This is a genomic window from Mycobacterium sp. NTMscope_MAC_12, from assembly GCF_976985675.1.
Genome location: NZ_CDRJYY010000001.1, coordinates 4,540,627 through 4,555,939, shown reverse-complemented (window position 1 = coordinate 4,555,939; position 15,313 = coordinate 4,540,627). Strand labels below are relative to the sequence as shown.

Genomic DNA, 15,313 nt, shown 5'->3' with positions numbered 1-15,313 from the left:
TCCCAGCACCAGCGCGCTTTCCGTGAGTCGAGCAATCGGAAGGCGCGCGTGTCATGTAAGCCCCGGTAGGTAAGCGCAGGTTGGCCTGCCAACCGCGAAGGGGCGTAGCTCAACTGGCAGAGCAGCGGTCTCCAAAACCGCAGGTTGCAGGTTCAAGTCCTGTCGCCCCTGCTGAAGACGGACGGGACACCGGATTCGAGCGTCTGGTGACGACGCAGGCCCGCGGCCTGAGGAGGAACCGGACACCAGGACTGTGCCATGGTGGACACTGGAAGACGTGCCGCCACCGATGGGACGGCTCTCGGGGTACTAGCAAACAAAGGAGCGTGCGGTGAGCGACGAAGGCGACGTTGCCAACGACGCCGCAAGCGACGGCACTGACACCACGGACGGCCGCGCGAGCGGCGTCCGGACGGCGGTGGTGGCGCGGCCACAGCGCCCAACCGGTAAGCGGTCCCGCCAGAAGGCGGCCGACGCCGGCGAGGACGCCGACGCCGGGTCGCCGGACGAACTCGAGGTCTCCGGCAAGGAAAAGGCCAAGAAGGGCGCCTCCAAGTCCGGCGGGGCCAAGAAAGCGGCCAAGCTGAAGAAGTCCGCGGACAGTCGGGCCAACCCGTTCGTGCTCGTCTACAACTACCTCAAGCAGGTCGTTGCGGAGATGCGGAAGGTCATCTGGCCCAACCGCAAGCAGATGCTCACGTACACCTCCGTCGTGCTGGCCTTCCTGGCCTTCATGGTGGCGCTGGTCGGCCTGGCGGATTTCGGCCTGACCAAGCTGGTGCTGTTGGTGTTCGGCTGAGCGAGCGACGCCGCTTTCAAAAGTGACGCCGCCTTCAAAGTGACAGAGAGGACTCACACCGTGACTACCTTCGACGGTGACCCGTCCGCGGGTGACGCGGTCGACCTGAAAGAGACCACCGAAGCCTCCGAAGCCGCCGAGGCTTCCGCGGCTGCTGAGGTTTCGGGCGACGCGGCCACCTCGGCGGATTCCGGGGCCACCGACGCGACCACGGACGAGACCACCGACACCGCCGGGGCGCCCGACGAGCCGGCCGAAGAGGCCGACCCGGCCGTCGCGCTCAAGGCGGAACTGCGCAGCAAGCCCGGCGACTGGTATGTCATCCACTCCTACGCGGGATACGAGAACAAGGTCAAAGCCAACCTCGAAACGCGTGTGCAGAACCTCGACGTCGGGGACTACATCTTCCAGGTGGAGGTGCCCACCGAAGAGGTCACCGAGATCAAGAACGGCCAGCGCAAACAGGTCAATCGCAAGGTGCTGCCCGGCTACATCCTGGTGCGCATGGACTTGACCGACGACTCCTGGGCCGCGGTGCGCAACACCCCCGGGGTCACCGGGTTCGTCGGGGCGACCTCGCGACCGTCGGCCCTGACGCTCGACGACGTGGTCAAGTTCCTGCTGCCGCGCGGCGCGACGAAGAAGGCCGCCAAGGGCGCGGCGGCCACCGCCACCGCCGCCGAGGCCGGCGGGCTGGAACGTCCGACCATCGAGGTCGACTACGAGGTCGGCGAATCGGTGACGGTCATGGACGGGCCGTTCGCGACGCTGCCCGCCACGATCAGCGAGGTCAACGGCGAGCAGCAGAAGCTCAAGGTGCTGGTGTCGATCTTCGGCCGCGAAACGCCGGTCGAACTGACCTTCAGCCAAGTCTCCAAGCTCTAAACCGGCGCATCCGCCGGGCACAAACCAGGAAGGAACGAACAACATCTCATGGCCCCGAAGAAGAAAGTCGTCGGGCTGATCAAGCTTCAGATCCAGGCGGGGCAGGCCAACCCGGCGCCGCCGGTCGGGCCCGCGCTCGGTCAGCACGGCGTCAACATCATGGAGTTCTGCAAGGCGTACAACGCCGCCACGGAGAACCAGCGCGGTCAGGTCATCCCGGTCGAGATCACGGTCTACGAGGACCGCAGCTTCACCTTCGCGCTCAAGACCCCGCCCGCCGCCAAGCTGTTGCTCAAGGCCGCCGGTGTCGGCAAGGGCTCGGCCGAGCCGCACAAGACCAAGGTCGCCAAGGTCAGCTGGGATCAGGTCAAGGAGATCGCCGAGACCAAGAAGGCCGACCTGAACGCCAACGACATCGACGCGGCCGCCAAGATCATCGCCGGCACCGCCCGGTCGATGGGCATCACCGTCGAGTAGTACCCCGCATCACCCCGTGGGAGGGCTGGCTTCGGCTCGGTAACCACGACCCAACACCAGATTGGATGAATCAATGAGCAAGAACAGCAAGGCATACCGCGCCGCCGCCGAGAAGGTGGACCGCAACAGCCTGTACTCCCCGCTGGAGGCGGCCAAGCTCGCCAAGGAAACGTCGTCGAGCAAGCAGGACGCCACCGTCGAGGTGGCGATCCGGCTGGGCGTCGACCCGCGCAAGGCGGACCAGATGGTCCGCGGCACGGTGAACCTGCCGCACGGCACCGGCAAGACCGCCCGGGTCGCGGTGTTCGCGGTCGGCGGCAAGGCCGAGCAGGCGCAGGCCGCCGGCGCCGATATCGTCGGCAGCGACGACCTGATCGAGAAGATCCAGGGCGGCTGGCTGGAATTCGACGCCGCGATCGCGACCCCGGACCAGATGGCCAAGGTCGGTCGCATCGCGCGGGTGCTCGGCCCGCGAGGCCTGATGCCGAACCCCAAGACCGGCACCGTCACCCCCGACGTCGCCAAGGCCGTGGCCGACATCAAGGGCGGCAAGATCAACTTCCGCATCGACAAGCAGGCCAACCTGCACTTCGTCATCGGCAAGGCCTCCTTCGACGAGAAGTCCCTGGCCGAGAACTACGGCGCCGCGCTCGACGAGGTGCTGCGGCTCAAGCCGTCCGCGTCGAAGGGCCGCTACCTGAAGAAGATCACGGTGTCGACGACGACGGGCCCGGGCATTCCGGTGGACCCGGCGGTCACCCGCAACTTCTCCGAGGCCTGAGTTTTTCTCGCGGGTGAGCGTCAGCCCCCGCACTCGGCGATGCGGCGACGCAGGAACGCCCGGCCCGGCTCAGACCCGTTGGACTCCAACGCCGTTCGGTACCAGGTGAGCGCATCGGCCGGTCGGCCCGCGCGGCGCAACAGGTCGGCGCGCACGGTCGCGACGAGGTTCGAGCGGGCGAGCCGCGGATCGCCCGCCACGGCGTCCAGGGCCGCCAGCCCGGCGTCGGGACCGTCGCGAAACCCGATCGCCAGCGCGCGATTGGCGGCCACCACCGGCGAACCGGTGATCTGCCACAGCCGGTCATAGGCCGAGCAGATGGCGCTCCAGTCCGTGTGCTCCCAGGACGGGGCCGTGGCATGCAGGGCGGCGATCACCGCCTGGGGCAGATAGGCGCCCGTCGAACCCTGGGCCCGCCGCAACCGCTCGAGCCCGCGGGCGATGCGGGCGCGGTCCCACCGGCGGCGGTCCTGATCCTCGAGCGGCACCAGCATCCCGGACCCGTCCACCCGGGTCGCGCGTCGCGAATCGTGCAGCAGCATCAGGGCGGACAGCGCGTGCGCCTCCGGCTCGGAGGGCAGCAGCGCGCACAGCTCGCCGCCCAGCCGGATCCCTTCGTCGCACAGGTCGTCACGGATGGCCGACGGGCCCGCGGTCGACCAGTAGCCCTCGGTGAACACCGAATACACGCAACCCAGCACGTGCGGGGTGCGCTCGGGCAGCAGCTCGGCGGGCGGGACGCGCAGCGGGATGTTGGCGTGCCGAACCTTGTTCTTGGCGCGCGTGATTCGCTGGCCGATCGCCGCCTCGGTCTGCAACAGAGCGCGGGCGATTTCGACGACGGTCAGGCCGGACACCAGCCGCAGCGTCAGCGCCAGTTGCGATTGCCGGTCCAGCGCCGGGTGCGCGCAGGTGAACATCATCCGCAACTCGTCATCGCGAACCGGATGCGGGTCGGTGTGCTCGGTGCGTGCCCTGATGTCGTCCAGCACGGCGGCCAATTCCTTTCCGGGGCGCACGGATTCGCGGCGCAGGCGATCGCGGGCGCGGTTACGGCCGACGGTCACCAGCCAACCGCCCGGGTTGACGGGTACCCCGTCGCGCGGCCAGGTGCGCAGCGCTTCGGCGCAGGCCTCCTGGACGGCGTCCTCGGCGACGGTGAGGTCACCCGACCACCGCGCGAGCGCGGCCACGGCCGGGCCCCACTCCCGGCGGAAGACGCCGTCCAGGTCGGCCATCTGCCTACAGGCCGGAGACCCCCGCCAGCTGGCGCAGGTGCACTGCCGAGGCGGGGATCATCGAGCCGATCTTGACGGCCTCGTCACGGTCGGCGGCGCTCAACAGGTAGATCCCGGTGGCGATTTCGGCGCCCTCCGCGTACGGCCCGTCGGTGATGAGGACCTCGCCGTCGCGCACCCGCACGGTCGTCGCCGTGGTCCGGTCGTGCAGCGCGGCGCCGCCGATCACGTGATCGCCGGCGGCGGCGTGCAGATCGACGTGCTTGGCCGCCACCGCCTCCCACTCCGGGGTGCCCGGTGTGTGCGCGGATTCGGGGGGCTCCAGCAGCAGTGCGAGCCAGTCGTTGCCGGTGAGCGCGCGGGACGGCTCGACGGCGTGGACCACCGGCCACAGCTCCACCGCCCCGAACGCGGCGACCGGGACGTCGCGCGCCAGCGCAAGCGCCTCGTCGAGGTTTTCGGCTTCGAAGATGTAATAGCCGCATGCCACCTCGGCGGCCTCGGCGAAGGGGCCGTCGGTGACCGTCGGCGCGTCGGGACCGCCGGTGATGGCCACTGCGGCCGCGGCGGGCGCCAGCGCGTCACCGGCCTTGATCGCCGGCCCGGCCTTGGCGTGAAAGGTCTCGAATGCCGCCATCGCGGCGGCGGCATCGTCGGGCGTACGGTCCTGCTCCTTGCTGATCAACAAGGCGAAGTACTGCATGGTCGTCACCTCCGGTAAGTGAGCGAAGCCGTCTGCTCCACTCTCTACCTACTCGACGAACCGCGCAGCGCCGATCCGACAGGCGCCGCGGAATTCAGGCGGCCGCGCCGGGCTTGAGGTAGGTCACCAGGCTGACGTCGAGCATCTCCTCGGTGAAGTAGTGCTCGCAGCCGCGCAGGTATTTGATGTAGCGGTTGTAGACCTCTTCGGAAGTGACCTCGATGGCCTTGTCCCGGTTCGACTCGAGCGTGTCACCCCAGATGTGCAGGGTCTTGATGTAGTGCGGCCGCAACGAAAGAGGTTCGGGCACAACGAAACCGGCCTTCTCGCCGTGATCGACCATCATCTGGGTGGAGGGCAGCCGGCCGCCGGGGAAGATCTCGGTGACGATGAACTTGATGAACCGCGCCGTCTCGAAGCTCAGCTTCTTGCCCCGCGCGGCCAGGTCGTACGGGTGGTAGCTGACGCTGCTCTGGACGGTCATGCGGCCGTCGGCGGGCATGATCTCGTAGGTCCGCTTGAAGAAGTCGTCGTAGTTCTCGTGGCCGAAGTGCTCGAAGGCCTCGATCGACACGATGCGGTCGACCGGCTCGGAGAAGTCCTCCCAGTTCTGCAGCCGCACCTCCCGCGAGCGACCGGTGTCGATGGACCCGAGCAACGCCTCGGCGCGGGCGTGCTGGTTCTTGGACAGCGTCAGGCCGATGACGTTGACGTCGAACCGCTCGACGGCGCGCTTCATGGTGCTGCCCCACCCGCAGCCGATGTCGAGCAGGGTCATGCCGGGCTTGAGGTCAAGCTTGTCGAGGTTGAGGTCGATCTTCGCGTACTGGGCCTCTTCCAGGGTCATGTCGTCGCGCTCGAAGTAGGCGCAACTGTAGATCCGCGACGGATCCTGGAACAGGCCGAAGAACTCGTCGGAGACGTCGTAATGCGCCTGAATGTCTTCCGAGCGCGTCCGCGTCTTCGTCGGGCCAGTCGGTTGCTCAGCCATTTTCGTCCTGTTCTCCTGGATGACGTTCGCTGCCCCTGGTTGCGCGCGCATCGAGGCGTCCGGTTGAGCAGCAACGATACCCAACGGCGAGGCATCGTCTCCTAAGGGTGCGAGCGCGCGTCGCGGGCCCGACCGCGCAGCCAAACTCTACTTTCCGCCGACGCTACTTGGTGAGCGTGTACTGGGCCACGTTGGAGATCCCTTTGCGGAAGAGGTTCGCGCAGCCCGTCAGGTAGCGCATGAACCGGTCGTAGACCTCTTGGGACTGCAGGGCGATCGCGCGCTCGCGATTGGCCTCGAGGTTGGCCGCCCACGTGTCCAGCGTCCGGGCGTAGTGCGGCTGCAGGTATTGCGCCTGCTCGAGGGTGAACCCGCTGGCTCGCGAAAGGTCGACGATGTCGGCTTCGCCGCACATCTGCCCGCCGGGAAAGATTTCCTTGCCGAGGAAGTGCAGGAAACGCAGGTCCGACATCGTGATTTTGATGCCGACTTCTTTCCAGTGCGATTGCGGGTAGGTGAAGATGCTGTGCATCAGCATCCGGCTGTCGTTGGGGAGGGTTTCGTAGGCCCAGTCCCAGAACGCGGGCCAGCGTTCCTTTTTGAACGCGTCGAAGGCCTCGAAGCTGATGATCCGGTCGACGTGCTCGTCGAACTCTTCCCACCCCTGCAGCCGGGCCTCGGCCCGCCGCGTCGTCGGGATCTCGGCCAGCCTGGCCTTGGTGCGCGCGTAGTGGTTGCGGCTGAGCGTGATGCCGATGACATTCACGTCGTATTTCTCCAGCGCCCGGACCACGGCCCCACCCCAGCCGCACCCGACGTCGAGCACCGTCATGCCCGGCTCCAGGTTCAGCTTGTCCAGCCCCAGGTCCAGCTTGGCGAGCTGCGCCTCGGCCAGCGTCATGTCATCGTCTTTGAAATAGGCGCAGGTGTACACCATGTTGGGGTCGAGGAACAACGCGAAGAAGTCGTCCGAAATGTCGTAGGTCGCCTGCGACTCTTCGTAATACGGCTCCAGCTTGACCATCGCTACACCCATCCTCCTTCGACAACCGTACAACCCGCCGCCTTGGACTGAAAATGCGGGGAAACGTTTCGGCAGAATGCTTTTTGGCTCAGCACGCCCTAGCGAAATTGTTTGTCAGCACGCCGACCACCTGGTCCCACAACTGCTGTGGCAGATCATGACCCATCCCGTCGAATAACACCAATCGGGCGCCGTCGATGGCGCGGGCCACCGCGCGGCCCCCGAAGGGCCGCATCAACTTGTCCGCCCGGCCGTGGATCACCACGGTGGGAGCGACGGTGCCCCGGTTGTAGCGCCGCAGGCTCCCGCTGCCCAGCACGGCGGCGAAGTGCCGCGCCACGCCCTGCGGGTAGTAGTTGCGGTCGTACCCCTCGGCGGCCTCGGCGCGGGCCTGTTCGTCGGGCACCCGGTAGCGCGGGCTTCCGATGATCTTGCCGACGCGCACCGCGTTGTCGATGATCACCTCCCGCGGCGAGTCCGGCGGCGGCCCTTTCAGCAGCGCCAGCAACGCGCGCGGCGCCGGCGGCGGCAGCAGGGCCGCGTTGTTGCTGGAGAAGATGATCGCCAGGGTTCGGGTCCGCTCGCGGAAGCGCGCGGCGAAGATCTGGGCGATCATGCCGCCCATCGACGCGCCGACGACGTGGGCGCGCTCGATGCCCAGGTGATCGAGCACGGCCGCGGCGTCGTCGGCCATGTCCTCGAGCTTGTAGACCGCGTTGCTGGGCAGGCCCAGCCAGGACCGGGCCAACCGCGTGGCCAGCGGCTGCCCCGAGCTGCCGTACCGGGTCTTGCTGGACAGGCCGACGTCGCGGTTGTCGTACCGGATGACGCGCAGACCCCGGTCGACCAGCTTTTCGCAGAACGCGGTGCGCCACAACACCAGCTGGGCTCCCAGTCCCATGATCAGCAGGACGGGCGGGTCGTCGACGTCGCCCATGTCCTCGTAGTACAGCTTCAGGTCGCCTGATAGGGCGTATCCCGTGCGCACCTGCACCGCGGCGCTCCTAAACCTCGACGTCGGAGGAGTGTTCGCGGCTGACTTCGACCATGAAGTTCGCGAAATACCCGGTCAATTGCGGATCCGACATCATTTGCCATTTCGGCGCCAGCAGCTTCATGTAGCGCTCGACGTAGAGGAACTGTTTGCCGATCAGCACCAGCTCGCGGGGCAGCTTGACGTCGTAGGCGTCGGCCAGGGCGGACAGCTGCCGGCCGATGTCGGCATACGACATGTCGCCCAGCGTCTGCATGGTCAGCGGGGTGGCGAACTTTTCCAGGTCCTTGGCGGCCTCGGCTTCGGGCTTCATGGTGCCGACCGCGCCCATCAGCACCACGATCTTGCCCGCCGCGGCGTGGTCCTTCTTGACCAGCAGCGCGTACACCAATTCGCGCAGCAGCCAGCGGGTCCGGGGATCGATGCGGCCCATGATGCCGAAGTCGAAGAACACGATGCGGCCCTGGTCGTCCACATAGAGGTTGCCCGCGTGCAGGTCGCCGTGGAACAGCCCGTGCCTCAGCCCGCCTTCGAATAGCGAGAACAGCAGCGCCTTCACCAGCTCGACGCCGTCGAAACCGGCCTTGCGGATGGCGGCGACGTCGTCGATGCGGATGCCCGACACCCGCTCCATCGTCAGCACCCGGTCGCTGGTGAAGTCCCAATACACCTGCGGCACCCGGATGTTGCGGCCCAGCGGGGAGGTGTGCAGGTGCGACACCCACGCCTCCATCGACTGCGCCTCCAGCCGGAAATTGAGCTCCTCGGCCAGGTTGTCCGAGAAGTCGGCGACGACGTCCTGCGCGGACAGCCGCCGGCCCAGCTTGGCCACCTCGACGGCCTGGGCGAAGCGTTTGAGGATCTGCAGGTCGGCGGCGACCCGGCGGCGGATGCCCGGCCGCTGGATCTTGACGACGACCTCCTCGCCGCTGTGCAGGGTCGCGTAGTGCACCTGGGCGATGGAGGCCGACGCGAACGGCTCCTCGTCCCAGCTGGCGAACAGTTCGGACGGGTCGGCGCCGAGCTCCTCGATGAACAGCTTGTGTACCTCGCCGGAGTCGGCGGGGGGCACCCGGTCCAGCAGGCCGCGGAACTCCCGGGACAGCGACTCGCCGAACGCGCCCGGGCTCGACGCGATGATCTGCCCGAACTTGACGTACGTCGGTCCCAGGTCGGCGAAGGTCTGGGGGAGTTGCTTGATCACCTTCTGCTGCCACGGGCCCCTGCCCGGCAGCTTGGTGACGATGCGAGCGGCGGAGCGGGTGACCTGCCAACCGGTCACCGCTACCCGGGCCGCTTCGACCGGCAACGGCACCCGGTCGAGCTTGGCCACCTCTCGATGTTTGGTAGAGCTCATTCCAGCAGTCTGCCAAACCGGTGCTGGCAAGTCCCAATCTCTACCGGGGGCGATCCCCACCCCGCCACGGCTGCACCCACCCCTGGATCGCCCAGCCTTCGAGCCCGGCGATCAGCTCGTACATGGTGGCGCCGTCGATCGCCTCCCGGATGATGTCGGCATGCCCGGCGTGCCGGGCCAGCTCGTTGATCACGTGCAGGATCACCCAGCGCACCGACCAGGCCCGCTGGTCCTTGGGGAACCACGGGATGTCCCGCGGGACGGGCACCGCGGCATCGAGGTCCGCGGTCTCGACCAGCCGAAGCGATTCCGCGTTCTGGGCCTCGAAGGCGCGCAGCATCCCGTCCAGCGTCTCGTCGGCCCGCATCACGTGCTGGTCGGCGAACTCCTTGCTGATCTGCTCGAACGGGCGGGTGTCTTTCGGCGGCGCGTCCGGCGCGGCGGCGACGCGCGCCATCCAGCTGCGCTGCATCCCGGTGGCGTGCTTGACCAGCCCGCCGATCGACAGCGCGCTGACCGAGGGCGTCGAGCGGGCCTGTTCGTCGGTGAGGCCGTACGACACGGCGAAATACGCGCTCTGGTGGAACGCGAGGAATTCGCGCAGGGCGCTGCGTTCGTCGGCCACCGGCGGGGCGAGGGCGGGCATTGTCAATCCATCCTGTTGTGAACGTAAAGGTCGCGCAGACAAGCGATTTCGGCGCCATGGTGGATCGCTTCCCGATTGATGTGCAAGTCCAGCTCGCTCAGCGGGTAGTCGGCGTACGGCCCTTCGGCCGCGCCGCAGCGGCGGGTCAGGTCGGCGGCGGACAGCGACCGTACACCGTTGATCCACACCGCGTACGTCTCGTCCAGTTGCCGCAGGGCGGTGGCGGCGGTGGTGGCGTAGTTCCAACTCTGGTAATCGGCGGACGGTCCACCGAAATGATGATGGGCACGCATCGCGAACACACCGACAATGACGTGCGCCATGCGCCACGCGATCGTGGTGAACGGCGCCGGGCTGGGCGCCGGGAACGCGAAGTCGATCGACCCGTCCGGGTGCACGGTCCAGCAGTGGGGCACCGGCTGCCAAAAGTACTCGTCGTCGGTCATGCCGCCCAGGCGAGGGCGCAACTGGTTGCGCCAGTGCCAGTCGAGCTGGTCGGCCAGTTGGGTGGTCAGATCCGCCATGGCACCGAGCTTTCCACCAATGGGACAGGTTCGTGGTCAGGCGACGGGTTTCTCGGTTCGCCGCGCCGCCGTAAAGTGCGGGGATGCAGCTGGTTTCGGCGGAGTCCACGGAGCTTTTCGTCGGGCCGCCGGAAGACCCGCTGCAGCTGGCGCGCGTCACCGTCGCCGGGGTGCGCGAGCCGACGCGGGTCCGCATCGACGGGGACGGCCTGAGCGGGGAGGCGGTCGCCGATATCGGCGACGGGCTCGTCGAGGTCCCGGTCACCGTGGACCGCCCGGTCGTCGGCGAACGCCGGTCGGCGCGGGTGCACGCCGGCCGCGCGCACCTGCCGTTCGACTTCACGGTCGCCGAGCCCGGCTGGACCATGTTCATGGTCAGTCATTTCCACTACGACCCGGTGTGGTGGAACACCCAGGGCGCCTACACCAGCGAATGGACCGAGGACCCGCCAGGGCGTGCCCGGCAGACCAACGGCTTCGGACTCGTGCACGCCCATCTGGAGATGGCGCGCCGGGAGCCCGAGTACAAGTTCGTGCTCGCCGAGGTGGATTACCTCAAGCCGTATTGGGACACCCGGCCCGAGGACCGCGCCGACCTGCGCCGGTTCATCGCGCAGGGCCGCGTCGAGGTGATGGGCGGCACCTACAACGAACCCAACACCAACCTCACCAGCCCGGAAACAACCATCCGAAACCTGGTGCACGGCATGGGTTTTCAGCGCCACGTCCTGGGTGCTGACCCGGCGACCGCGTGGCAGCTGGACGTGTTCGGCCACGACCCGCAGTTCCCGGGGCTGGCCGCCGACGCCGGGCTGACGTCGAGTTCGTGGGCCCGGGGACCGCATCACCAGTGGGGTCCGGCGCACAGCGACGGCGGTCTGGGCGGCATGCAGTTCTGCAGCGAGTTCGAGTGGATCTCCCCGTCGGGCCGCGGCCTGCTCACCCACTACATGCCCGCGCATTACTCGGCCGGGTGGTGGATGGACTCCGCCGCGTCGCTCAGTGAGGCCTCCGACGCCACCTACGAGTTGTTCGATCAGCTCAAAACGGTGGCGCTGACCCGCAACGTGCTGCTGCCCGTCGGCACCGACTACACCCCGCCCAACACGTGGGTCACCGCGATCCATCGCGACTGGGCGGCCCGCTACACCTGGCCGCGATTCGTGTGCGCGCTGCCGCGCGAGTTCTTCGCGGCGGTGCGCGCCGAGCTGGCGCACGGGCGCGGCGCGCCCCGGGAACCGTCGCCGCAGACCCGGGACATGAACCCGATCTACACGGGCAAGGACGTGTCCTACATCGACACCAAACAAGCCAACCGGGCCGCCGAGCACGCCGTGCTGGCGGCCGAGCGGTTCGCGGTCTTCGCGGCGCTGATGACCGGCGCCGACTACCCGCATGCGGCCTTGGCCAAGGCGTGGGTGCAGCTGGCCTACGGCGCGCACCACGACGCGATTACCGGCTCGGAATCCGACCAGGTCTACCTCGACCTGTTGACCGGCTGGCGCGACGCGTGGGAGCTGGGCCGCGCGGCCCGGGACACGTCGCTGGCGCTTTTGTCCGGGGCGATCGACGGCGACGTCGTCGTGTGGAACCCGCTGGCCCACCGGCGCACCGACGTCGTCACCGCCCGGGTCGATCCGCCGCTGCGCGCGGGCGTGCGGGTGCTGGACGCCGACGGCGCCGAGGTGCCCGCCCTGGTCGAGCACGACGGGAGCTCGGTCAGCTGGCTGGCCCGCGACGTCGGGTCGCTGGGCTGGCGGGCCTACCGGCTGGTTCCCACCGACAACCGGGCGCCCGGCTGGGAGCCGGTGCCGGGAGCGGTGATCGCCAACGAGCACTACCGGGTCGAGGTCGACGCGGCCCGCGGCGGGGCGGTCGCGTCGCTGATCGGCTTGTCCGGCCAGGGGGACCGCGAGCTGATCGCCGACGGGCGGGTCGGCAACGAGCTCGCCGTCTACGAGGAATACCCGTCGCACCCGACGCAGGGCGAGGGCCCGTGGCATCTGCTGCCCAAGGGCCCGGTGGTGTGCTCGTCGGAAGCGCCGGCGCGGGTGCAGGCCTTTCACGGGCCCCTCGGTCAGCGGGTGGTGGTGCGCGGCCGGATCGGCACGCTGCTGCGTTACACCCAGACCCTGACGCTGTGGCGCGGCGTCGCGCGGGTCGACTGCCGCACCACGATCGACGACTTCACCGGCGCCGATCAGCTGGTGCGGCTGCGCTGGCCGTGCCCGGTGCCGGGCGCCATGCCGGTCAGCGACGTGGGCGACGCCGTCGTCGGCCGGGGTTTCGCCCTGCTGCACGACGGGTCGCGCGCCGTGGACGCCGCCCGGCACCTCTGGACGTTGGACAACCCGGCGTACGGCTGGTTCGGCCTGTCCTCGGCGGCCCGGGTCCGGGTGTCGGGGGCCGGCGCGCGGGCGATCTCGGTCGCCGAGGTGGTGTCGCCGGCGGAGACGGTGTCCGGGCCGCTGGCGCGCGAGTTGATGGTGGCGCTGGTCCGCGCCGGAGTCACGGCCACCTGCAGCGCCGCGGATAAGCCGCGCTACGGCCACCTCGCGGTGGATTCCAACCTGCCCGACGTGCGGATCGCGCTGGGCGGCCCGGGCCGCAACGCCTTCGCCGCCGCGGTGCTGGACCACGCCGATCCGGTGTACGCCAAAGAGCTGGACCGCCAGCTGGCGGCGACCGGCCGGGCGCGGGTGTGGGTGCCGGCCGAGGCGCCGCTGGCCGCGGTGTGGGTGCCGGGCGCCGACCTCCGTCCGCTGGGGGCGCTGCCGGTGCTGGTGATCGACGGCCGCGACGAGGAGGACCTGCGGGCCGAGATCGCCGCGCTGGCCGAGGACCTCGGCGATGCCGAGATCGTCGTCGCGCAGCAGCCCGCGTCGGGAACCGACGCGTTCGACGACCGCACCGTCGCCCTGCTCAACCGGGGGGTGCCCAGCTTCGCCGTCGACACCGAGGGCACCCTGCACACCGCTCTGATGCGCTCGTGCACCGGCTGGCCGTCGGGCATCTGGATCGACGACCCGCGCCGCACCGCGCCGGACGGCTCCAACTTCCAGCTGCAGCACTGGACCCACGACTTCGACTACGCGCTGGTCAGCGGCGACGGCGACTGGCGGCGCGCGGACATCCCCACCCGCAGCGCGCAGTTCTCGCAGCCGCTGCTCGCCGTCGCCGGGGGCCGGCGGCCCGGTGCGCTGCCGCCCGCGGGTGCACTGCTGCGCGTCGAGCCCGCCGACTCGGTCCACCTGGCTGCCCTCAAGGCGGCCGGCAACCCGTTGACCGCGGGCAGCGCCGCGCCGCTCGACCCGAACGCGGTCGCCCTGCGGTTGGTGGAAACGACCGGGGCGGGCGCGCGCGTGGTCCTCGGCTCGGACGTCGCGGCGTTCGGCGACCTGCGGCGCGCCGATCTTCTCGAGACTCCCGCCGAGCGGCTGGATTCGGTCGACCTGCACGGCTACCAGGTGGCGACCGTGCTGGCCCGGATCGAGCTGCCCGCGACGCCGTCGGGCCCCGCCGCGCTGGCGCCGTACGCCGAGGCCGCCCAGCCGCTCTACGCCCGTTATTGGCTGCACAACCGGGGCCCCGCACCGCTCGGCGGCCTGCCGGCGGTCGCCCACCTGCACCCGCCGCTGGTCAACGCGCAGCCCGGCGGCGAGGTGGCGCTGCGCGTCACCGCGGTCAGCGACTGCAGCGACGCCACGCTGCGCGGCGGGGTTGTGCTCGCGTGCCCCGACGGCTGGTCGGCCGCGCCCGCCGAGCTGCCCTTCACCCTGGGCAGCGGCGGCCACCTGGAGGCCGACGTGGTGGTGTCGATCCCGCCGGGGGCGGAACCGGGCCTCTACCCGGTCCGGGCCGAGTTGCGCCTCACCGGGGAGGAGATCCCCGCCGCCTGGCGGCAGGGGGTCGAGGACGTGTGCGTGGTCGCGGTGGGCGGCGCACCGGTGGACCCCGGCGAGCTGGTCTACCTTGCCGACGGGCCCACCGAGGTCACGCTGCGGCCGGGCGAAGCGGGCGACCTGACCGTCACCGTCGGCACCCACGCCCGGGCCGACCTGGCGCTCGAGGCGCACCTGATCAGCCCCTGGGGCACGTGGGAATGGATGGGCCCCGCCGCGATCGGCGCGGTCCTGCCCGCCCGCGGCACCGTCGACCTCGGCTTCCGAGTGGCCCCGCCGGCCTGGCTGGAACCCGGCGAGTGGTGGGCGCTGGTGCGCATCGGCTGCGCCGGGCGGCTGGTCTACTCGCCCGCGGCGCGGGTGACGGTGACATGAGCGGGCACCCGATCGCGACCGTCGCCGGCATCCCCGTGTCGTCCGGCGAGATCGACGCGGCCGAAACGCGGCTGCGGGCCGCGCGGGGGGCGGGCGCGCTGCCGACCGCCGGCACCAGCGAGGGCCGCCAACTGCGGCGCTGGCTGACCCAGCTCATCGTGACCGAACGGGTGGTCGCCGCCGAGGCGGCCGCGCGCGGGCTGAGCTCGCGCGCAGCGCCCCCCGAGGCGGAGCTGCTGCCCGACGTGACCGCGCGGCTGGAGATCGGCAGCGTCGCCGCGGCCGTGCTGGCCGATCCGCTCGCCCGGGCTCTGTTCGCCGACGTCACCGCCGCGGTGACCGTCACCGACGACGAGGTGGCCGCCTATCACGCCCGCAACCCGCTGCGGTTCGCCGCGGCCGCGCAGGGTGAAAACGGCTGGCGCACAACGGTGTCGGTCGCTCCACCGCTGGACGAGGTGCGGCCGGTGATCGCCGAGCATCTGCGCGGCGCCGCGCGGCGGCGCGCCTTCCGGCTGTGGCTGCACGCGCGCCGCGCCGAGCTGGTGCGGCTCGCGCCGGGCTACGAGCATCCCGGCGACCCGCGCCAACCCGACAACACCCACCGGCACTGAGCG

Annotated in this window: 14 protein-coding genes and 1 tRNA gene; 7 read left to right on the top strand and 8 right to left on the bottom strand. The window is 69.9% G+C overall.

Annotated elements, in window-relative coordinates:
* The first annotated feature begins 98 nt into the window (after window positions 1-98).
* The 5 genes from AC0KS4_RS21070 (at window position 99) to rplA (ending at window position 2,942) form a co-directional block, all read left to right on the top strand.
* Window positions 99-171, top strand: a tRNA-Trp gene (locus AC0KS4_RS21070).
* A 160-nt stretch (window positions 172-331) separates the two neighbouring features.
* The gene (gene secE, locus AC0KS4_RS21065; protein WP_238956856.1) at window positions 332-799 is read left to right on the top strand and encodes a preprotein translocase subunit SecE; all 468 of its coding nucleotides are present in this window, start codon (window positions 332-334) and stop codon (window positions 797-799) included.
* 60 nt (window positions 800-859) lie between these two features.
* Entirely contained in the window at window positions 860-1,684 is an 825-nt protein-coding gene (nusG, locus tag AC0KS4_RS21060; protein WP_225328328.1) for a transcription termination/antitermination protein NusG, read from the top strand.
* A 48-nt stretch (window positions 1,685-1,732) separates the two neighbouring features.
* Entirely contained in the window at window positions 1,733-2,161 is a 429-nt protein-coding gene (gene rplK, locus AC0KS4_RS21055) for a 50S ribosomal protein L11 (RefSeq protein ID WP_007767860.1), read from the top strand.
* Between the two features lie 73 nt (window positions 2,162-2,234).
* Window positions 2,235-2,942 (top strand): 50S ribosomal protein L1, encoded by a 708-nt coding sequence (gene rplA / locus AC0KS4_RS21050; protein ID WP_238956855.1) that lies wholly within the window; start codon window positions 2,235-2,237, stop codon window positions 2,940-2,942.
* A gap of 20 nt (window positions 2,943-2,962) precedes the next feature.
* On the opposite strand, the gene AC0KS4_RS21045 is transcribed toward rplA, so the two are convergent.
* The 8 genes from AC0KS4_RS21045 to AC0KS4_RS21010 all read right to left on the bottom strand — a co-directional run bounded on the left by AC0KS4_RS21045 (window position 2,963) and on the right by AC0KS4_RS21010 (window position 10,419).
* Window positions 2,963-4,180 (bottom strand): RNA polymerase sigma factor, encoded by a 1,218-nt coding sequence (locus AC0KS4_RS21045; RefSeq protein ID WP_238956854.1) that lies wholly within the window; start codon window positions 4,178-4,180, stop codon window positions 2,963-2,965.
* 4 nt (window positions 4,181-4,184) lie between these two features.
* Complete coding sequence (locus AC0KS4_RS21040; protein ID WP_225328325.1) at window positions 4,185-4,883, bottom strand: YciI family protein; 699 nt, start codon at window positions 4,881-4,883, stop codon at window positions 4,185-4,187.
* A gap of 94 nt (window positions 4,884-4,977) precedes the next feature.
* On the bottom strand, window positions 4,978-5,874 hold the full coding sequence (gene mmaA4 / locus AC0KS4_RS21035; protein ID WP_225328324.1) for a hydroxymycolate synthase MmaA4: 897 nt from the start codon (window positions 5,872-5,874) through the stop codon (window positions 4,978-4,980).
* A gap of 163 nt (window positions 5,875-6,037) precedes the next feature.
* Entirely contained in the window at window positions 6,038-6,898 is an 861-nt protein-coding gene (locus AC0KS4_RS21030) for a cyclopropane mycolic acid synthase family methyltransferase (RefSeq protein WP_225328323.1), read from the bottom strand.
* Between the two features lie 88 nt (window positions 6,899-6,986).
* Entirely contained in the window at window positions 6,987-7,835 is an 849-nt protein-coding gene (locus AC0KS4_RS21025) for an alpha/beta fold hydrolase (RefSeq protein ID WP_255641914.1), read from the bottom strand.
* A 67-nt stretch (window positions 7,836-7,902) separates the two neighbouring features.
* Entirely contained in the window at window positions 7,903-9,249 is a 1,347-nt protein-coding gene (locus AC0KS4_RS21020) for an ABC1 kinase family protein (RefSeq protein WP_238956853.1), read from the bottom strand.
* Between the two features lie 40 nt (window positions 9,250-9,289).
* Complete coding sequence (locus AC0KS4_RS21015; RefSeq protein ID WP_238957390.1) at window positions 9,290-9,874, bottom strand: DinB family protein; 585 nt, start codon at window positions 9,872-9,874, stop codon at window positions 9,290-9,292.
* Window positions 9,875-9,897: 23 nt separating this feature from the next.
* Window positions 9,898-10,419: a DinB family protein gene (locus tag AC0KS4_RS21010; RefSeq protein WP_225328320.1), complete on the bottom strand. Its 522-nt coding sequence runs from the start codon at window positions 10,417-10,419 to the stop codon at window positions 9,898-9,900.
* A gap of 83 nt (window positions 10,420-10,502) precedes the next feature.
* Between AC0KS4_RS21010 and AC0KS4_RS21005 the strand changes: the two genes are divergently transcribed.
* Together AC0KS4_RS21005 and AC0KS4_RS21000 are read left to right on the top strand one after the other, a co-directional pair.
* Complete coding sequence (locus AC0KS4_RS21005) at window positions 10,503-14,696, top strand: glycoside hydrolase family 38 N-terminal domain-containing protein (RefSeq protein WP_238956852.1); 4,194 nt, start codon at window positions 10,503-10,505, stop codon at window positions 14,694-14,696.
* Window positions 14,693-15,310 (top strand): DUF7158 domain-containing protein, encoded by a 618-nt coding sequence (locus tag AC0KS4_RS21000; RefSeq protein WP_225328318.1) that lies wholly within the window; start codon window positions 14,693-14,695, stop codon window positions 15,308-15,310. Before AC0KS4_RS21005 ends, AC0KS4_RS21000 begins: the two co-directional genes overlap by 4 nt.
* The last annotated feature ends 3 nt before the right edge of the window (window positions 15,311-15,313 follow it).